This window comes from Candidatus Methylomirabilota bacterium (genome assembly GCA_028870115.1).
Lineage (GTDB): Bacteria > Methylomirabilota > Methylomirabilia > Methylomirabilales > Methylomirabilaceae > Methylomirabilis.
In genome coordinates, this window is sequence record JAGWQH010000062.1 from 1 (window position 1) to 19,512 (window position 19,512).

The window sequence follows — 19,512 nt, forward strand, 5'->3', positions numbered from 1 at the left end:
CCGGAATATTGCAGTTGAACTCATATCTTAGCCTCTGTCACCGGAACTGCATTGCAGTTGGCGTCCTTCGGGAGCAGGCGCGAGAGATGTGCGAGGAAGGTCGCCTGCCACGGTCTGGCGCGCGAGAGCCGGAGCATCGGCTGTCGTCCCGCTGCCCCCAGGATCGCCCCGCACGCAAAGAGGGTAGTCCGGAGCGTCGCCAGGGTCCGGATCGGACGCTGCCCGAGGTGCCGCTGAAACTCCCCGATCAGGTTGTGCAGCAGACAGAGGAATCGCAGAACCGCCTCGGTCGCCGAGAACCGCTGAGAGCAGAACCCGTCGGCCCCGAAGGCGTGCTTGAGTTCCTTGATCCGATTCTCGCTATCGGCTCGCCCATTGTAGATCCGCCAGACCTCCTCCGGCGCGAGCGTAAGGGTTGTCACGACAGCGTGGAAGCGGTAGCCAGGCACCTGGAGCAGGACCCGACCGCGGGCGTCGGGACGGACCGCCAGCACTTCTCGGACGACGACGATCCGTCTGGCTCGCACCCATCGCTTCGCTTGAAACTGCAGCTCGGCCACCTCCAAGCCCGGCGCGAAGGGCTGAAACGTGAGGCCGTAGACGCCCGCCTGCAGCAGGCTCGTGAAGCGCGCAACGATGGCGTAGGGCAACTCGGCGGCCTCCAGGGCCGTCAGGATCGCGTTGTCGAAGAACCCGCTGTCAGCTCGGACGAGGGCGAGCGTGACTCGCCCGGCACACAGCGCCAGCGCCTCGGCGAGGAAGGCCGTCGCTCCACGGGCCGAGGCGGTGTTGCCGCTGCGCAGCCAGACGTGGGCAATACAGCGCGCCTCCGCGAGCATCGCGAAGAGCGGGTGATGCGAGGGGCGACCGCGCTTCTTCGGGTTATAGCCCTTCAGAGCCCCCTCTTGGGTGCCGTAGCGCTCCACGACGCTGGAGTCCAGATCGAGGGTGTAGCCCTGTGATTGCGCGGGCAGTCGATCGAGATGCCACGTCCACAGCGGTTCGAAGGTCTCGGTGATCGCCTTCGGAGTGAACCGTCGGAAGAAGCGGGTGAACGTGGCCGTACTCGGGAACCGACGGAGGCCAAAGAGCTGTTGGACGGGGACATCCGCTTGGAGGACAGCGAGTTGCGCAAAGCGGCGCGCCCCGGCCAAGACGCCGGCGAGAAACGCGAGGACGATGTGATGCGATGGGGTCGCATTGGGCGAGGTCAGGACGAACGGAAGCGTCTCCGCGAGCTTGCCGGCCAGCCCGATCCGCTGGGCGAAGGCGACGAAAAGCGCCACGCCCCCAAAGGCCGTCACGGGTTTGTCGGTGAAGGTGATTCCGATTGCTTTGGAGCCATCCAACGGGGTAACCTGTGCCTGCATCGTTTTGTCCCTCCATTGTGTACGTGGTTGGTGAGCGAACCCCACGATACCAAAGGGTCACGGACAAAACGATGCTTTTTTAACTGCAATGTTTGGGCTCAGTTCAACGGAATTCATCGCTGAGTCCGTCCAAAACAAGTCAGGCAAGAACAAGGGCAAACGGAGTCTGTGGTTCAACGGGAAGAGGCGGAACAAGCAGACTGGCGCAGTCGAGGAGCACTGTAAAGATCGGTACTTGAAGTACGTTGTGGAGAACTTCGGGCGACTCCACGAGGCACGCCAATAACTATATGAACCCGTCGCTGAGCGCGCGACTGTTTGGGCAAAGCTCCCGGCCAGACCGCACCTGCCTCGGGTTATGCGGAGCATGCGGCTTCAAGAATCATCTTGACGCGCGCTTCGAGGTCCGTTACCAAATGGTCCGAATATGAGGATAGCGGGCGATCCTCTCATCGCGGGTGGCCAGGGGAAAGCCCAGGGTGAGCGCGGTGGCGATGATGATCCGATCTGCAGGATCCGAATGGAGCGGGTCGGGCAACTGGACCGATTTGAGGGCAATGGTGTTATCCACGGGTACGAAGTGGACAAACGGCAGGGCCTCGGACTTGGCTACCCAGTCGACCACCCCCATGGTCAGTTGCAGGCGGCCTCTGGCGGTAAGCTGGGCCACTTCCCAGACGCTTATCGACGACAGATAGATGGCGCTCTGCTGCACGCTCTCGTCGATGATTCGACGCGCCTTGAAGGAAAGCGGTGTGCTGCCGCTGACCCACCAGACCCAGACGTGCGTGTCCAGCACGATCACTGCAGGGCGTCCCAGTCTTCTTCGCCTACCGGTTCTGTAGGTCTCTTGTAGCTCAGCACGCTGTGGCGGAGGGGCTTCAACCACGCTTCAGGATCCTCCGCGTAGGGCACGACCTTCAGAACCGGTTTGCCGTGATCAGTAATAGTAAGCGCCCGCCCGGTTGTCTGCACCTGCCGGAAGTATTCGAGAGCCCGGGGTTTGAAGTGTGACTTCGATACGACGGTTTTCATGCCAGTAAAGCCTCCGCTATAACAATCTAATGACTATGGTCTTATTACCATAGTCATTATCAATGTCAAGAAAAAAGGACAAGCCGACACGGCCTTGTGGGCGAAGGCGCAAAACCGAAAGCTACAGCGTTGTTGCTACCAGGTCGATTTCGACGCTGGCGCCGCGTGGGAGGGTAGCCACGCCGACCGTGGAGCGGGCCGGCTTTACCTTACCCAGATACTCGGCGTAGACCTCATTCATCTTTGCAAAGTTTCCCAGATCGGTCAGGTAGACCGTGGCCTTAACGACTCGGTCGAGGGAGCTGCCCCCAGCCTCCAGGACCGCCTTGAGATTTTCCAGGACCTGGCGGGTCTGAGTCGAGACATCCCCCTCGATCAGCGTCCCGGTGGTTGGATCAAGCGCGATCTGGCCGGACGTGAAGAGCAGACCATTGCATTTTATGGCCTGCTCGTAAGGCCCGATGGCTTGTGGTGCTTTCTCAGTGTGTACCGCCTCACGTGACATTCGCTCCTCCTGATACCCCTGTGACCCTCCGGTGCCCCTCACCCTGACCCTCTCCCCAGAGGGGCGAGGGGAGAGTGTGGGATTCGCCTCTCTTACTCCTACGCGTTCACGGCGCCGACGACATCATGAATGGTGGTGGCTAGTGACTCAGAAATCCCGGCGGCTTGCCGCAGCTCATCAATGCTGGCCTCCCGCAGACGGCGGAGGCTCCCGAACCTGGTGAGCAGTGCCCGCCGGCGCTTGGCCCCGATCCCGGGGACGTCGTCCAGCAGGGAGCGGATGGCCGACTTGCCCCGCAGCGCCCGATGGTAGGTGATGGCGAAGCGGTGCGACTCGTCGCGGATCTGCTGAAGCAGTTGCCTGGCCCGCGACCGCTCCGGGAGCGCGATCGGCGCGGACTTGTCCGGGTGAAAGATCAGTTCCTCCTCCTTGGCCAGGCTCACCATCGGCAGCGTGTGCAGTCCCAACTCCCTTGCCACGTCGAGCGCGGCGTTGAGCTGACCGCGGCCGCCGTCGAGCAGCATAAGGTCGGCAAGCGGCGCCTCCTCGGCCTTGTGCAGCCGCCGCCGTATCACCTCGGCCAGCATGGCGAAGTCGTCCGGCCCCTGGACTGTCTTAATCTTGTACCGCTTGTAGGCGGACTTTTTTGCCTTGCCTTCCTCCCAGACCACCTGGGACCCAACCGCCAGCGTCCCCGAGATGTTTGAGATGTCGTAGGCCTCGATCCGCCTGGGCGGGGCCGGGAGGTCCAGTACCGTCTGCAACTCCTTCAGCGCCGCCTCGCGGCTTTGCGATGACCGAAGGCTGAGCGCAAGAGCCTCCTGGGCGTTCCGCAGCGCCATTTGGACCAGCCGCATCTTCCGTCCACGCCGTGGGACCAGCAGTTCCACCCGCCGATTCGCCCGGGAAGCAAGCCACGACCCGATAAGCGGCGCATCTTCCACGGGGTGGGACAGCAGGATCTCGCGGGGGATGTCTCTTGCGCGAAGGTAGAATTGTTCGATTAACGAGGACAGAAGACCACCTGCGGTCTCAGTTTTCAACTCGAAGGCGAAAGCCTCGCGGCCGATCAGCCGACCCCGCCGGATCAGGAAGAGCTGGACCTGAGCCTCTCCCCCTTCCGCCGCCAGGCCGAAGACATCCTGATCCTCACCCCTTGGCGAGATGATGCGCTGACGCTCAAATACCTGGCGCAACGACGCAATCTGGTCGCGATGCTTGGCGGCACGCTCATATTCCAGCGCCTCGGCCGCCTGCTGCATCTGTGCTTCGAGCCGCTTCATCAACTCCTGATCCTTCCCGTCCAGCAGCATCCGCGTCTGGTCCACCAGTTCGCCGTAGGCCTGCTGGCTGATGAGTCCTTCGCAGGGTCCCATGCAGCGGCCCAGGTGGTATTCGAGACAGAGCCGTCGTCCCTTGATTGACCGGCACTTACGGAGGGGGATCGTTTTGTTCACGAGGGCCAGGACGTCCCACATCGCGGTGGCCGGGACGTACGGGCCGTAATAGAGCGCGCCGTCATCTTTGATCCGGCGGACCACCTGCACCCAGGGGAACGGGTCGTTCAGGTCGAGCTTGAGGAAGGGGTAATGTTTATCGTCTTTGAGGAGGATGTTATAACGCGGCTTATGGCTCTTGATCAGGTTGCTTTCCAGGATGAGGGCCTCCAGCTCGTTCGCCGTGATGATGAACTCCAGGTCGGCGATCTGCTCCACCATCGGCCGGATCAGTGGCCGCTCTGGCGTATCCGTCGCCTCCGTGAAGTAGGAAGCGACGCGCTTCCTCAGCGACAGCGCCTTGCCGATATAGAGCACATGGCCTCGCGCGTCACGGAACAGATAGACGCCCGGCGCGTCCGGCAGGCTCTTAACCTTTTCTTGAAGCTGCTCGACCTGCTGCATCACAAATAGAAAATGTCATAGGTGGGCGGGCCTGTCAAGGCGCGCGAGCGGCGGGAAAGGAGGGGAGAAAATGTTACCTATATTTGACAGGATTACATCTTCGGCGTCCAGCATGACATGCATCTGAAAGCCGACTCAGACCCGTCAGGATAACCGCGTGCGGCCGGGGTCTGGGATCGGCTGCTTCAGGACTCCGAGGCGGCAGAGGGCAAAGTCGTATTTCACCGGATCATCAGGATCGAAGGTGCGAAGCCGCTCTGTCACCTCTTTGGCCATTCGCCAGTTGGGCTGTTTGATCCTGGTGAGGCCAAGCTCTCTGGCGATCCGCGCCACATGCGTGTCGAGCGGTACGATCAGCTTTGCCGGCGAGACCTCTGTCCAGATGCCGAAATCGATCGCATCGCTGCGGCGCACCATCCAGCGCAGGAACAGATTGAGGCGCTTGCAGGCGCTTCCCTGGGCAGGCGAAGGAAAAAAGAAACGGACGCCGGCCTTTGCTGGAAGCGTACCCGATGAGTAGAAAGGCGAGACGTCCAGTGATAGCATCCGCTCAACAAAGCTGGTCAGGGCCGGCTCGATATCGTCGTGGGTGGGATCGTATCCCTTGAGAAAGAAGGCCTGAAGCGATCCTGCTGCTGCGATCGCCTGATGGAGCCAATAGCAAAGTAGAGCAAGATCGACACCCGAATTGAAGCGGTGAACAACATGTCGAAATCGCGCCGGATCCCGAGCAGGATCGAACCGTCGGATGAACCTGGCCGGGCTTCCTCCCATCGCCTCGAGCGCGGTCTCGGCGCTGCGGTGGATCTGCTTGACATTGCCATAGGCAAGGGAGGCGGTCACAAAGGCGGCGATCTCCTGGTCTTCTGGGCTTACATAATGGTGGGGAATACTGAGAGCGCTGGTCGAGAGAAAGACGGGCCGGCTGTAGCGGTGATATAACTCATCCAGGAGCGCCTTGAGCTGCGCGTGGGAGCGCATGGCCATGGCGGCGACTCACTCCTTGTCGTTCAGCCCCTTGGCCTGAAACCCGATGGCATACGGGCAATGAATAGGCGCTCGCTCGATGGTCCCGTTCGCCTTATGGAATCCGGCAATGCGGATGTTGTATCCGTTAATGCTGCCGGACACACCGCCGCCCCGCACGTAGTTCCACCGCTGCTGCCGCGCCGAATCGTTGATGGCCACCACGATGGCGATATGTCCATCTTTAAAAAAATCTCTATCGACCTTACTCAGCGTGGTCGTCGCTCGAAAGGTACCGTACATCGGGTGCGAGTGATAGTCGCCCACGCAATCCCAGCGCGAGGTGCTCCTGACGGCCTCCTCAACCCGCTGACTTCGCATCAGATCGACGTGTACCTCGCGGAACTTCCGGTTCGCCGTCTGGTATGGAACCACGAAATCGATAAGAACTCGGTCGGACGTACTCTGGCCGAGGAGTACGCCGAAGCATTCTTTCCGGTAGACCTCGATCGTCGACACCAGCAGTCCGACGAAGGCATTCTCGCTAAGATAGAGATCCATCGCCATCAACCATCATCGATACTACGTGAACAGGGTGGGTCCAGCTATCACAATGACAGGAAAATCTTATACTGCGGTACCCCGAACGGTAAAAAGTCTGCCACTGTCGGTGCTATCTCGGATGATCGTTCGCGAAGACGCGTTTGCGTGGAGGAGGAGCCGGTCCAAGCCCCTCGTTGGAGACTATCGGTCTGCTTGTGCCACGGCAACTTCATCAACCAGCAGACCCGCCAGGTACAGAATAAGAATAACCGGCCTCTTGGAGGGAGGCAAGCCTAAAAAAACAGCAGCCTGTTACCCTAAGCGGGCGAGACGGCGAAGTACTCCAATGATATCAGTAAGTTAGAGAGTGTGTCAGTGTTGGTAAAACAGTGAAATGACCGTGCGCGAGGGCGAGATCGGCAACTTCAAGTCGTAGGCTTCTTTCGGCTGGCGGGCTATGGTCAGGCGCTACCCAACTCGTCGAGCAAGAGAACCTCGATACGGCCGGATGCCGCAGTCAGGCGCTCATCGGCAGTGATGAAAGACCGGCAACGAGACCGCAGGGCCGTGGCCAGGTGGAGCGCATCCGGTAAACGCAAGACGGGATACTCCGCACGCAGTTCAGCGGCACGATCCACCGTACGCTGGTCCATGGTCTGCACCACAAGCGCCCCCTCGCCGGACAGCAAGGCGCGATAGCGATTCGCAAGTTCCGGAAGCGAATGACGTAATGGATAGACCAGCACTTCCGCTCGCGTGATCAGACTGGTGTAACCCCTGAGGCGCCCAAGATGAATGTCGCGCAGAATCGTGCCCACGCCGCTACGAACAGCACCGCGCTGACCTTCGAAACCATAAATCAGTACATTGCTGTCGAGGTAGCTCGCCTCGCCGTGAAGCGTGTCAACCGTCCACATCGCGGTCTTTTCGCAGCTCATCCATATACTCGTTGAGGTCCGCCAGTGAACCGAACCGGACATAGCGCTCGTCGGCGATGGCCGCTTCGATCTCCTCAATGGTCGGATGGTCTTCACTCGTCGGTTTCAGCGCCGGCGACAGTTTTGGGGGCTGGCTGGGTACCGCGAGTACGGACTCGATCAGGCTCACCACTTCCTTGGTGACGGAGCGATGGTGGCGCTCTGCCTGTGCCTTCAGATGCGCGTGCAGTTCTTCGGGAAAGTTCTTAATCACCAGCGTGCTCATGGAACATCCCTCCAGTTGGGCATTACAATGCTAACGTCAGTATAGCATATCGCTTCCCTTTCGCAACCACGATGATCTCGGAATACCTGGATCACTACTATGGAATCCTCGCGCTTGGCGTTACCGCGCTTAGAATTACAGGGACAGCTTGCGAGCCCTCCGGCTGGTTCTTACAAAAGTGATAATTCCGGGGAGCAGCGAAAGCGCAATGACGACGGCGATGACAACGTGGATATACTGGTCAATATCCGGGATGGTCTTACCGAGGAAGTAGCCGATAGAGATCATGCTGACAACCCACCCGATCCCTCCCATCACGTTGTAGAGGGCAAATCGACCGTACCGCATGTTGCCGACTCCCGCCACGACGGGCGCAAAGGTGCGGGCGATGGGCATGAACCGGGCGAGAACGATAGTGACTGGGCCATGGCGATCGTAGAACGCCTGGGTACTGATGAGATGCTTCTTGTGAAAGAGGAGGGAATCTTCTCTGGAAAAGATCCTGGGCCCGGTTCTGGCACCAACGAAGTAGCCGACGGTATCGCCCACGATGGCGGCCAGGCTGACGAAAAGAAAGAGGCTCCACAGCTCCAGATGGCCGCTCACCGCGAATAAACCCGCGGTGACCAGCAGGGAGTCACCCGGTAGAAAGAAGCCGACAAGGAGGCCGGTCTCCGCAAAGACGATGGCGATAAGCGCCATAAGGCCGCCGACGCGGACCAGGCCCTCCACATCATAGACGGTGTGAAACAGACTCCAGAGCCATTCCATGTCGCTGCTCAGCCGCGATCAGTCGGTAACCGCGCCCTCCGAGGCCGACGAAACCACGCGGGCGTACTTGGCCATGACGCCGCTTTTATAGCGGGGGGCGGGCGGCTTCCAGGTTCGGAGTCGCCGCTTCAGCTCGGCGGCTGACAGCTCGACGTCCAGGCGGCGCTTGTTGATATCGAGGCGCACGATGTCGCCGGTGCGTAGCGCGGCGATCGGCCCGCCCACCGCCGCCTCGGGGGCGATGTGGCCGATCATCAGCCCATGCGTGGCGCCCGAAAAGCGACCATCCGTCATCAGAGCCACTGAGTCCAGGAGTCCCGCGCCGGCAAGCGCGCCGGTAACCCCAAGCATCTCCCGCATTCCGGGCCCGCCCTTGGGTCCCTCGTAGCGAATCACGACCACGTCGCCCGCCTTGATCTTGCCGGCCTTGACGGCGGTGAAGGCGTCCTCTTCCCGGTTAAAGACCCGCGCCGGGCCGCGATGGACCATCCGCTCGTGACCGGCGACCTTTGCCACACATCCGTCCGGCGCAAGATTGCCTCTCAGAATGACCATCCCTCCGGTCGGTTTAATCGGCTGCCGGAGCGGCCAGATCACGTCTTGTCCGGGGGTCTCGCGGGCCGCCTGCGCCTCCTCGCCGATCGTCTTGCCGGTAACCGTTAGCTCATCGGCATGAAGGATGCCGGCATCCAGCAGACGTTTAGCCACCAGCGGCATACCACCTGCCATGTACATGTCTGGAGCAGTAAAGCGTCCCCACGGCTTCAGGTCGGCCAGGAGCGGGGTCTTTCTCGATATCCGATCAAAATCGTCTAACGACAGCTTGATACCGGCGGCCTTGGCCACAGCGATCAGGTGGAGCACGGCGTTGGTAGATCCCCCGGTGGCCATCACCCCGGCGATGGCGTTGCGAAAGGCGTTGCGGGTGAGGATCTGCTTGGGGGTGACGCCTTGCCGCAGCAGCTCCATCACCAGCTTCCCGCTCTCGAAGGCCACCTCTTCCTTCCGGGCATCGGTCGCCGGGACGCCATTCCAACCCATCGGTGAGATGCCGAGCATCTCAAAGGCGGTAGACATGGTGTTGGCGGTAAACTGACCGCCGCAGGCGCCGGCGCCGGGGCAGGCGCAGTTCTCAATGACGCGAAGCTCCTCGGACGGCATCGCGCCGACGTTGAACGCGCCAACCGCCTCAAAGACATCCTGGATCGTGAGATGGCGACCTTCGTACTCGCCGAATGCGGTGGAGCCGCTATAGAGCATGAGTCCCGGGATATTCAGGCGGGTCAGCGCCATGACCATACCCGGGATCGTTTTGTCACAGCCGGAGATGGCGACCAGGGCGTCAAACAGGTGCCCCCTGGCCACCAGTTCGACCGAGTCGGCCACGACCTCCCGGCTTACCAGGGATGTCTTCATCCCTTCAGTGCCCATAGAGACTCCATCGGAGATCGCGATCGTATTGTACTCGATCGGTGTTCCACCAGCCGCCCGGATCCCTTCCTTGACCCGTTCGGCCAGCGTTCGGTGGTTGATGTTGCAGGGCATGACCTCGATCCAGCAGTGGGCCACGCCGACGAGCGGTCGCGCCAGGTCCTCATCCTTGAAACCGATGGCCTTGAGCATCGCCCGTGTCGGCGCGCGGTCCGGCCCCTCCAACAGTGTCCGGCTCTTATGTCTTGGATCGAACGTCATCGCCTCCTCCTCATTATTGGCTGCGCTCTCTCACTGCACATTCATTTACGTCGAGCAAAAAAGATATAGCGTAGGAACGGCTCACGGGCGGGTAATGCTCACGCGAATTCCCTGCCCCAGCAAGCGGGGCGGCGACGAGCGGTTAGTTGAAAGCAGATAGAGCTTCCCCTCTTCAGTGACCACGCCGATACTGTTTGTTGAAACCGAGAAGGGACGATTGGCCACCCGGGCCACGCCGGCCGAGAGATCGACCGGATCAGCCCCGATCTGGTCGAGCGGTACACCCCATATCTTTTTGTTGGCAGGATTATACCAGACCAGCAGATCCCTCGTTGACGCGAGATAGACTGATCTCCCATGGGCGCCTGCTCTGAGGTCCTCTAAGCCCTTCGCCGCGTACACCGCACGGACCAGGTCCGGACTCCGCAGATCGCGCACGACCCAGAAGAGGTGCCGTTCGGTAATCTTCTGCGCCGTTATCTCGTATCCTTCCAGCGTAATCAGGTCCGCCTCGTCCCCGGGCCTTGTCACCAGAGTGAAGTCAAACAGACTGAACCGATGGACCCGCGACGCCGGATCCGGCGCCAGCCTGACGATGGGGAAAACCAGTTCAGAGGGGACCTCAGTGACAGCCTTAAGCTCTGTGCCATCCAGACGCATGTATGAGAAAGCCCGCTCGTCAGGGGTGACCTGGGTGCTGAAAACGAGGGTATTCTCAAAAATCCCCATCTTCTCGTAGGCCAACCCGGAGGTGCTTCCCGTGTTCGCCACAACTGATCGAAGCGGCCCGGCCGGGAGATCAAACCGTCGCATCTCCTTGTTCAGTCCAAAAAAGAGGGCGTCCTTGCCATCAGTGTTGTACCGGATTACGGTATCGATCGAGCCGCTGATCGCAGAGATCTTCTGCTTGCCTCCGGTGAGTAAATCTACCAGGACCAGAATCCGGTCGCCTCGACTCTCCGAAAGATAAAGGAGGCGGTTGTCGTCGAGGAACTTCGGCGAAAAGCTTCTCGCAGTCGGCAGTTCATCCGAGACGTTGCGCCTGACCCCTACAATGTTATTATTTTCATCCAGATCGACGAGGAACACCTGCTCAAGGCCGGTGGTTGTCCCGCCGGTCACATAGGCCAGCCGCTGGCCACTGGGTGATAGGGCGACCTCCGAGATTGCCCCGGACAGGCCCGGCACCCGGACGGATCTGCTGCCATCGGCGTTCTGAACCAGGACCGAGGTTGTGCCCTCGCCTTCTGAGGCGATGTAGGCGACCTTCGACAGCGTGGTCGCACAACCCGCACTGAAGATCATGACGGCCAGGAATCCACACAGGGCATAAATCTTCCTTGTTTGCATCGTTGATCTCCTTCTTGCGCTTGCGGCGGGATCACTCACTGAATCGATCCGCCACTGCATCTTCAGGATCTTCGGGCTCCGAGTAGAGGATTATAGGCGAGTATCTCCATTCGCACAAGCAGGAGCCGGCTCGATCAGCGCCGGAGCCAGCTCTGCCAGCAGCGCATCGGCGGCTGCCTCTCCGCTGTGAATCACGTCCGGGACACCGACACCGCGGTAGGCGTTACCGGCCAACTTGAGGGTCGGCCACCGCCGAAGCGCCTCTTCCAGCGCCTCCAACCGGGCCAGATGGCCGACCTGGTACTGGGGCATTACGCGAGGGTGCCGGACCAAGTGGCTCCACAAGGGCGGCGCGTGAATCGCCAACAGCTCCTCCAGATCGCGGCGCACCGCGCTCAGCAGCCGCTCGTCATCCCAGGTGAACGGCTCCGGCTGCAGTGCCCCGCCCGCGAAGGCGCGCAGCAGGACGTGACCGGCCGGCGCCCGATGCGCGAACTTCACGCTGCTGAACGAGCAGGCGATGATGGTACGCCCCTCGCAGGCCGGCACCACAAATCCAAACCCGTCAAGCGGATGTGTGATTGCTTCTCTGCGGTAGGCCAGATTGATCGTGACCGAAGAGGCATAGGGGATGGCCTCAAGCTGATGGGCTAGGTCTCGGTCCAGGTCGCGGGTGAGCCGCGCGATTTCGAACGCGGGGACGGCGAGAATAAGGCCATCAGCCTGCAGGCTTGTGCCATCTTTAAGTCGAATGGTCCAGCCTTTTTCCGCGTGCGCGATCCCATCAACCGGCGCACAGAGACCCAGCGTTCCGGCCTGCAGCCTTTTTATCAGGGCATCGACGAGGGCCTGCAGCCCGTCATCCAGCGTGACAAACAGACCATAGCGCGGGCCGCTGCTGGTTCGGCCTGCGCCGCCACCCGCGGGCCGCGTTCGTCGCAGACCAAGGATGACGCTGCGATGTGTTACTTCCATCTGCAGGAATTGCGGGAACGTGGCGCGCAGGCTCAACCGCTCCGGGTCGGCACCGTAGATTCCGCCGATCATCGGTTGGGCCAGCCGGTCGAGAAACTCCTGTCCGAAACGACGCCGAACGAACGACGCCAGGCTTTCATCGGCGGATGGCCGCCCTCTGGGTAAGACCAGGTCCAGAGCCGCTCTTGCCTTACCGCGCCACGACAGCAGCCCTGATTGCAAAAACGGCCAGGGCTTGGTCGGCCCCATCAAGGCGAACCCTTCCGGCAGAGGGTGCAGCACGCCTTCCCGAGCGACGAAGGTACGACGGTATGCCTCGCTGGTTCCGATGATCTGCCCGCCCAGACCGAGTCGCCGGATCAGATCCAGCCCCCACGGCTTATCGGTAAAGATGGTGTCGGGTCCCGATTCGAGGACGAAACCATCCCGGTGCGTGGTGCTGATCGCGCCGCCGGGCCGTGCAGCGGCCTCCAACACGCGCACCTCGCGCGGTACACCGTCCTGCTCACGCAGCTCCTGCAGCCGATGGGCGGCGGCGAGACCCGCAATACCGCCCCCTACCACCACAATTCGCTTATTGCCGCTGTGCTGTTGCGTCGCCATCCACGCTGGCCAAAAGCCCTTCAGCCCTGCGCGATACGCCGACGTACCAGATCGGCCAGGGCGCGAATGTAAAGAGGATGATCGTTCACCGTGCCGGCCCGCAGCAAATCAATCCCGAGCGCATCGGCCACCGCCTTGGCCTCTACGTCCAGATCGTAGCGCACCTCAACGTGATCGCACACAAAGCCGATGGGGACCACCACCACCGACCGGTGGCCCTCAGCGTGCAGCGTGCGCAGGATATCGCGAATATCAGGCTCAAGCCACCGCTCTTTGGGATTGCCGCTGCGGCTCTGATAGGCCAGGGACCAGCAGGGATGTCCCAAGGCCTCCGCGACGAGTCGGCAGGATGTCTCGAGTTGCTGTACGTAGGGGGACGAGGCGGCGATTGACGCCGGGATGCTGTGGGCTGTGAAGATCAGCGGCGTTCTGTGACGATGCGCATGGGGGATCGTCTGTAGTTGCGTGTGGATCTGCTCGACCATCGCCGCGATGAAATCCGGGTGGTCATAGCAGGGCGGGGCGAAGTCCACCTTCGGCGCTACGGGGCCGGCGACGGCAAGCGCGGTCGTTACCGCCCTCACCGACTTGTCCCAGCTTGCCGCCCCGGAATCGTGCGCAGCCATGATCAGCCCGACCGCGCGTTGAACCCCGTTCCGGACCATCTGCTCTACCGTCTCGGTGACGAAGGGATGCCAGTATCGCATCGCGACATAGACGGGAAATGTCGGCCCCTCGCGCTCCAGCAGCGCGGCCAGGCTCTTCGCCTGTCGAAAGGTCAGCTCGGTAATTGGCGACCGGCCGCCAAGCGCTTCGTAGTGACGAGCCACCTCCTCCAGACGTCCCGCCGGGATCGGCACGCCTTGCAGCACATTGGCAAGAAATGGGCGGATCTCCTCAGACTTCGTGGGGCCTCCAAAGGCGATCATCAGGACGGCATCGAACGGTGGGGCCACGTCACCTTGCCGTCGCTTCGTGGACATAGTCGATGAGTACGCGCAGATGGTCTACGGAGGTTTGCGGTAAGATGCCGTGACCGAGGTTGAAGATGTGGCCTGGTCGTTTCGCCGCTCGCTCGAGGACCCGTCCGGCCAGGCGGCGAATCTGATCGGGCTCGGCGAACAGCGCCATCGGGTCCAGGTTGCCCTGCACGCCGACCTCATACCCAAGGCCCGCCCAGGCCTTCCCAAGATCCACTCGCCAGTCCAGTCCGATCACGTTGCCGCCAGCCTCCCGTATCAGCGACAGGAGCGAGGCAGTATCGGTCCCAAAGTGAATAACCGGCACGCCCGGCACAAGCTTCGCAATCGTACGTTTCGTGTGGCGCAGGACGAACTCGCGATAGTCGTCAGGGCTCAGACAGCCGACCCAGCTATCAAATAATTGCACCACCTGGACCCCTGCGGCGATCTGACCATTCAGGTAGTCGGATACGACATCCGACAGCCGTTCCATGAGGGCGTGCCACGCTGCGGGATCGCGGTACATGAGCGTCTTGGTCTGCTGATATTGACGCGACCCGCGGCCCTCGATCAGGTACGAGGCCAAGGTAAACGGCGCCCCGGCGAATCCGATGAGAGGAATGGTCGGCGGAAGCGCTGCGCGCGCTAAGCGCACCGCTTCGAAGAGGAACGACAGCGATCCCTGCACATCGACCGGTTGCAGTCGTTTCAGATCAGCCCCGCACCTTACCGGATGATGGATGACCGGACCGTCCCCCTTGGTGAACTCCAATCCGACCCCCATCGGCTCCACCACCAGGAGGATGTCGCCGAAAATGATCGCGGCATCCACGCCGAGTCGTTCAGCGGCCGTAACCGTCACCTCCGCCGCCAGGTCAGGCCGGTGGCATAGCTCCAGAAACGACAGCTTACCCCGGATCTCACGGTACTCCTGCAAGTACCGCCCGGCCTGCCGCATGATCCAGATCGGCGTATAGGGGGCCGGCTCCAGGCGGCAGGCCTTCAGAAATGGACTCTCCCGCAGCAGGTCTTCAGTGGTTCTAGACGTAGGGGCAGGGCTTGCCCCACCCGAAAGGGGCGCAGCAAACGGCGCCCCTACCTTGCCCCCGCTACATTCGGCCATGGCTCTCTTGATCCTGCACAGTACGTGCGTATGGCGCGCGGCGGTCTGAACCAAGTGGCCCATTTTGGGATGTTCCGGCTCCAGGTCAACCGTAAGGCCATGTTCGCGCAGCGCTTTGCTGCACGTGGGACCGATTGAGGCGACGACCGTATCGCGTAATCCTCCTCGCAGCGACTCCTCCAGACCGTCCGCTGCCGCGACCTGCAGCAGGTGATCGGCCTGCACGGCAGTGGTAAAGAGGACCAGATCGACCTGCCGATCGATGATGGCTTTGACCGCCTGCCGCAAGGGGCTGCAGTCCTCCGGCAATGCCCATTGATAGACCGGGACCCGCAGGACACTAGCGCCGCGCACTTCCAGCCCTGCAACCAGCTCCGGGTTACTACGCCCGTATTCCTGGACCGCTACCCGCTGACCGAGCAGAGGGATCGCCGCACTGTCGATGGCCGTCAGAATCTCACGCCACGTGTTGGGTTCCGGGACGGCCAGCGTAATTGGGATACCCAGTTCCCGCAGGACTGCTTGGGGCTTTGGGCCGAGGACAATGGTTGGGGTCCGGCTCAGGGCTGCCAGAAACTCCGCGCGCGAATAGGCGCCTTCAACTGCGGCCAGCAGGGCGCGGATGCCAACGCCGGTCAGCAGCACGACCAGGTCGATCCGCCCGGCGAATAACTCTCTCGCAAACTCCAGCGCTTTGTGGTTTTCTGCCAGCGGAACCTCGCGTACGGCAGGCGCGGAGATCGGAGTCCCGCCTTGGCGGCTGATCAGGTCGGCCATAGGAGCAGCCAGGCGACTCTCGAGGGAGACCACGGTAAGGCTGGTCAAGCCGGCAAGCGGTGGAGCGGCAACCTGGTTCATAGTCCAAAGCCTCGTTCTGCGTTCAGAGTTCCGATTTTCGGGTTCCACATACCTGGAACCTGGCACCTGTTCAAGGACAACGAGATGAAAAGCGCTTACAATAAACCATTAGTATAGGGTGCCCGGAGCAAAAGCGCCACAGCAAAGATGGTTCAGCGTGAGTCCCAGTTTAGGCTTGACCATCTTATCTGAGGCGTCTTACCATGCGGCTGCTTGTCGAGAAGATTCGATGACGTACAAGGAGGACGGACTCATGAAGATTCGCATAGAGCGCAACCCTTCTCCGGAGCGACTCACAGGGCTCAAGGTTACAACTTGGCCAATCTGGAGTAAAGAAACCTCGATCTTTCCCTGGAGCTACGACAGCACGGAGACTTGTTATATCCTGGAGGGGGAGGTGATCGTCACGCCAGAGGGCGGGGAGCCGGTCCAGATCGGTAAGGGAGATCTCGTCACCTTTCCCGTTGGAATGACCTGTACCTGGGAGATCCGACGACCCGTCAAGAAGCATTACCGGTTTGACTGACCTGACCGCCATCACAAGAGAGAACCTGCATGGCGCGCATCCTGGCCATCGGCACTGCGACGATTGACCTCATCTTTACCCTCACGCACTACCCCGATGAGGATGCCGAAATCCGCGCCAAGGGGCTTCGCCCCAGCCATGGCGGTAACGCCGCCAATACCCTGGTTGTCCTCAGCCAACTGGGCCATGCGTGCGCCTTTGGCGGCGTGGTGGCGGATGACCCGGAAGCCGCCCCAATCCGTGAGCGCTTAGCCCGCCACCAGATCGACCTTACCGCCTGCCGCCATATTCGCGGCCGATCGCCGACCTCGTGTGTCCTGCTGAGTCTCAAAGGGGGCACACGCACCATCGTGCACTATCGAGACCTGCCGGAGTACGGGGATGACGAGTTCAGGCGAATTGATCTGACGCCGTTTGACTGGGTCCATTTCGAGGGTCGAGACGGTTCGGAGACAGCCCGTATGATTCGCCGCCTCCGCGAGACCCGCCCTGCCCTCCCATGCTCCGTCGAGGTGGAGAAGCCGCGTCCCGGAATCGAGGCGGTGTTTGCAGACGTGAGGGTGCTGGTTTTCTCACGTGTCTATGCTAACTATCTAGGATTCGACGCGCCCCATGCCTTGCTGTTCGAGATGCGGGAGCAGGCTCCCCAGGCCGACCTGATCCTCTCATGGGGTAAGGAGGGCGCCTACGGCCTCGATCGACGGGGAGCCATTTATCATAGTCCCGCTTATCCTCCTATCGAGGTTAAAGACACGCTGGGAGCGGGCGACACCTTCAACGCGGGGCTGATCGACGCTTATCTCAGAGGTTTTGGATTGGCCGAGGCTCTGTCGCGCGCCTGCCGCCTGGCCGGTAAAAAATGCGGCCAGATCGGCCTGGAGGGATTGGGAGGTGAGGCGTGTTAGATCCGTGACCGTAGATCGAGCGCAAATGTTAGCACCAGATGTGAGGCAGAATGCCGTTATGGCGAACCGTCCGCGAGCGCTCGTCGCGTGGAGCAGCGGGAAGGACTCGGCTTGGGCGCTCCAGGTCTTACGGCAGGCGGGTGAGGTGGAGGTGGTGGGACTGCTCACCACCTTCAACGAGGCGTTCGATCGGGTGGCCATGCACGCCGTTCGGCGTGGGCTAGTCGAGGCGCAGGCACGGGCCGCCAGCCTCCCGCTCATCGATGTGCCGCTGCCCTGGCCCTGCTCGAATGCGGATTACGAGGAGGCGATGGGCCGGGCCCTAGCCGAGGCGCGCACGCAGCTCAAGGTTACGCATGTCGCCTTCGGCGATCTCTTCCTTGAGGACGTCCGGCACTATCGCGAGAGTCGGATGCAGGGCACTGGCCTCACACCGCTGTTTCCGCTCTGGGGAATGCCAACGGCCACGCTCGCCCGCACCATGGTTGCGTCAGGTCTCACGGCGCGCATCACGTGCGTCGATCCAAACAGGCTCTCCGCCTCGTATGCAGGACGCCTGTTCGATGGACACCTATTGGATGAATTGCCTGATGATGTAGATCCCTGTGGCGAACGAGGGGAGTTTCACACCTTCGCCTGTGCAGGGCCGATGTTCGCCCATCCGATCCCGGTGAGCCTCGGGGAGGTTGTCGCCCGTGACGGCTTCGTCTTCGCCGACCTGCTGCCAGGAACCGACAGCGACGGCTGTTGAGCCCAGCGGCGCTGAGTGTAGCCGATTCTTAAAGATGAAAGATTATCTTGACTATGCCTTACTAAATAAATATAGTAAGGCATAAAGATATATCGTAGAGGATTCTGCCAATGGAAACCGCGCATGTGACAAGTAAGGGTCAGCTCGTCGTCCCGTCTCGGCTGCGTCGCAAGTATGGCATCAAGCCCGGTACGAAGATCTGCTTTATCGAGCGCGATAGCGAGATCGTATTCCAGCCCGTAACACCGGAATATATCCGGAGCGTCTGCGGTATGCTCAAAAGCGAGACGTCCGTCACTGGAGAGCTGCTAAAGGAACGGGCGAGGGACAAGGAGCGCGAAGAGGCCGAGTTTGAAGCGAACCGTACTCGATAGCTACGCGGTGCTTGCCTTTCTATTCAAGGAGAAGGGCTACGAGAAGGTCCTCGATCTTTTTGAGAAGGCCGCCCAGACCGACCAGGTTCTTCTTATCGCGGCCCCAAACTGGGCGGAGGTGAGGTACATGGTCGAGCGAAAAGCCGGAGCAGAGCGCTGGAGTGAGGTCCGGCACAAACTTCTCGGGCTTCCGCTTGAAGTGGTTCCGGCGGACCAAACGCTTGCGGAGATCGCTGGCGAGATCAAGGCGTCCCGAAAGATGTCGCTGGCGGATTGCTTTGCTGCCGCGTTAGCAAAACAAAAAAAGGCCGACGTGTACATCGGCGATCCCGAGTTCAAGTCGGTCGAGAAGGACATTAGGGTTTTGTGGCTATGAAAACGGCATCACGTTTCTTCTAATCTAACATGTATAGCGCCTCGGGGAGTACGCTTGCTTGCACCTGAGATAGATTTGAGTCTCAATCTTGCTTTGGGCGAGCGATACAAGAGCGGGACCCAAAAGGTAAGGGTAATTTCGGAAGCATGGGCCGAAAGAAATGCGTTCTGTTTTTCATGCGGTGGGCCCCTGAAAAGCGGGCGAAATAACGCGCGCGTACTCGATTTCACATGCGTAAATTGTCATAATGACTTTGAATTGAAAAGTACTCGTGGAAACTTTTCTAACAAGCTACCCGACGGGGCATTTAGCGCGATGATGGCCCGCCTAAGTGACGTTTCCAGTCCGGACTTCTTTTTTCTCGCTTACGATGTTACATCTGCCTGTGTGACGAATTTCTTTGCAGTTCCAACCTATTTCCTCGACCCAACCGTAATTGAAAGACGAAAACCGCTAAGCCCTGATGCGAGGCGGGCAGGTTGGGTAGGATGCAATATCGTGATGCATCGAATTCCAGAAGTGGGAAAGGTGTATTACGTAAGGAACGGCAACATACTGCAACGATCGGCTGTCATTGAGACAGAAGGTGTGCCATTCTTAGTTGAACAAGCGAAGCGACTCCCTTATGGTAGGACGGTTAGGTCCACTAACCGAGTACCCCACACAGAAAGGAGCCGCTTCATGAAAAGAGTAGTCCGAACCATGAACCAGGGCAAGGTGAAA

The 19,512-nt window shown here is 60.7% G+C and carries 21 protein-coding genes; 6 read left to right on the forward strand and 15 right to left on the reverse strand.

Annotation, left to right across the window (positions count from 1 at the left end):
• Positions 1-20: 20 nt before the first annotated feature.
• From KGL31_06715 to hemE, 15 genes are all read right to left on the reverse strand, one after another.
• Positions 21-1,370 carry an IS1380 family transposase gene (locus tag KGL31_06715; GenBank protein MDE2321595.1) on the reverse strand — a complete coding sequence of 450 codons (1,350 nt, stop codon included), beginning with the start codon at positions 1,368-1,370 and terminating at the stop codon, positions 21-23.
• Between the two features lie 409 nt (positions 1,371-1,779).
• Positions 1,780-2,175 carry a type II toxin-antitoxin system VapC family toxin gene (locus tag KGL31_06720; protein ID MDE2321596.1) on the reverse strand — a complete coding sequence of 132 codons (396 nt, stop codon included), beginning with the start codon at positions 2,173-2,175 and terminating at the stop codon, positions 1,780-1,782.
• Positions 2,172-2,405 (reverse strand): type II toxin-antitoxin system Phd/YefM family antitoxin, encoded by a 234-nt coding sequence (locus KGL31_06725; GenBank protein ID MDE2321597.1) that lies wholly within the window; start codon positions 2,403-2,405, stop codon positions 2,172-2,174. The genes KGL31_06720 and KGL31_06725 overlap by 4 nt, the downstream gene beginning before the upstream one ends.
• A 121-nt stretch (positions 2,406-2,526) precedes the next feature.
• On the reverse strand, positions 2,527-2,910 hold the full coding sequence (locus KGL31_06730) for a RidA family protein (GenBank protein ID MDE2321598.1): 384 nt from the start codon (positions 2,908-2,910) through the stop codon (positions 2,527-2,529).
• Between the two features lie 98 nt (positions 2,911-3,008).
• Positions 3,009-4,811 carry an excinuclease ABC subunit UvrC gene (uvrC, locus tag KGL31_06735; protein MDE2321599.1) on the reverse strand — a complete coding sequence of 601 codons (1,803 nt, stop codon included), beginning with the start codon at positions 4,809-4,811 and terminating at the stop codon, positions 3,009-3,011.
• 144 nt (positions 4,812-4,955) lie between these two features.
• Positions 4,956-5,798 carry a TIGR02757 family protein gene (locus KGL31_06740; GenBank protein MDE2321600.1) on the reverse strand — a complete coding sequence of 281 codons (843 nt, stop codon included), beginning with the start codon at positions 5,796-5,798 and terminating at the stop codon, positions 4,956-4,958.
• 9 nt (positions 5,799-5,807) lie between these two features.
• Complete coding sequence (locus tag KGL31_06745; protein MDE2321601.1) at positions 5,808-6,344, reverse strand: Mov34/MPN/PAD-1 family protein; 537 nt, start codon at positions 6,342-6,344, stop codon at positions 5,808-5,810.
• 437 nt (positions 6,345-6,781) lie between these two features.
• A complete protein-coding gene (locus KGL31_06750; GenBank protein MDE2321602.1) occupies positions 6,782-7,258 on the reverse strand; it encodes a PIN domain-containing protein in 477 nt (158 codons plus the stop codon).
• Positions 7,224-7,523 carry a hypothetical protein gene (locus tag KGL31_06755; GenBank protein ID MDE2321603.1) on the reverse strand — a complete coding sequence of 100 codons (300 nt, stop codon included), beginning with the start codon at positions 7,521-7,523 and terminating at the stop codon, positions 7,224-7,226. The genes KGL31_06750 and KGL31_06755 overlap by 35 nt, the downstream gene beginning before the upstream one ends.
• Positions 7,524-7,658: 135 nt before the next feature.
• Positions 7,659-8,294, reverse strand: coding sequence for a VTT domain-containing protein (locus KGL31_06760; GenBank protein MDE2321604.1), 636 nt, complete (start codon positions 8,292-8,294; stop codon positions 7,659-7,661).
• Positions 8,295-8,312: 18 nt separating this feature from the next.
• Positions 8,313-9,986, reverse strand: a complete 1,674-nt coding sequence (gene ilvD / locus KGL31_06765; GenBank protein ID MDE2321605.1) for a dihydroxy-acid dehydratase — start codon at positions 9,984-9,986, stop codon at positions 8,313-8,315.
• 81 nt (positions 9,987-10,067) lie between these two features.
• Positions 10,068-11,336 carry a hypothetical protein gene (locus KGL31_06770; protein ID MDE2321606.1) on the reverse strand — a complete coding sequence of 423 codons (1,269 nt, stop codon included), beginning with the start codon at positions 11,334-11,336 and terminating at the stop codon, positions 10,068-10,070.
• Between the two features lie 90 nt (positions 11,337-11,426).
• Positions 11,427-12,875 carry a protoporphyrinogen oxidase gene (hemG, locus tag KGL31_06775; GenBank protein MDE2321607.1) on the reverse strand — a complete coding sequence of 483 codons (1,449 nt, stop codon included), beginning with the start codon at positions 12,873-12,875 and terminating at the stop codon, positions 11,427-11,429.
• A gap of 59 nt (positions 12,876-12,934) precedes the next feature.
• Positions 12,935-13,870, reverse strand: a complete 936-nt coding sequence (hemH, locus tag KGL31_06780) for a ferrochelatase (GenBank protein MDE2321608.1) — start codon at positions 13,868-13,870, stop codon at positions 12,935-12,937.
• A 1-nt stretch (position 13,871) separates the two neighbouring features.
• The gene (gene hemE, locus KGL31_06785; GenBank protein MDE2321609.1) at positions 13,872-15,857 is read right to left on the reverse strand and encodes a uroporphyrinogen decarboxylase; all 1,986 of its coding nucleotides are present in this window, start codon (positions 15,855-15,857) and stop codon (positions 13,872-13,874) included.
• Positions 15,858-16,110: 253 nt separating this feature from the next.
• Between hemE and KGL31_06790 the strand changes: the two genes are divergently transcribed.
• The 6 genes from KGL31_06790 to KGL31_06815 all read left to right on the forward strand — a co-directional run.
• Positions 16,111-16,383, forward strand: coding sequence for a cupin domain-containing protein (locus KGL31_06790; protein MDE2321610.1), 273 nt, complete (start codon positions 16,111-16,113; stop codon positions 16,381-16,383).
• A 29-nt stretch (positions 16,384-16,412) separates the two neighbouring features.
• Entirely contained in the window at positions 16,413-17,288 is an 876-nt protein-coding gene (locus tag KGL31_06795) for a ketohexokinase (GenBank protein MDE2321611.1), read from the forward strand.
• A 58-nt stretch (positions 17,289-17,346) separates the two neighbouring features.
• Entirely contained in the window at positions 17,347-18,039 is a 693-nt protein-coding gene (locus KGL31_06800; GenBank protein MDE2321612.1) for an adenine nucleotide alpha hydrolase, read from the forward strand.
• Positions 18,040-18,149: 110 nt separating this feature from the next.
• The gene (locus KGL31_06805) at positions 18,150-18,413 is read left to right on the forward strand and encodes an AbrB/MazE/SpoVT family DNA-binding domain-containing protein (protein ID MDE2321613.1); all 264 of its coding nucleotides are present in this window, start codon (positions 18,150-18,152) and stop codon (positions 18,411-18,413) included.
• Entirely contained in the window at positions 18,391-18,789 is a 399-nt protein-coding gene (locus KGL31_06810; protein ID MDE2321614.1) for a type II toxin-antitoxin system VapC family toxin, read from the forward strand. The genes KGL31_06805 and KGL31_06810 overlap by 23 nt, the downstream gene beginning before the upstream one ends.
• Positions 18,790-18,843: 54 nt before the next feature.
• Positions 18,844-19,512: hypothetical protein (locus tag KGL31_06815; protein MDE2321615.1), on the forward strand; the 669-nt coding region annotated here is incomplete at its 3' end.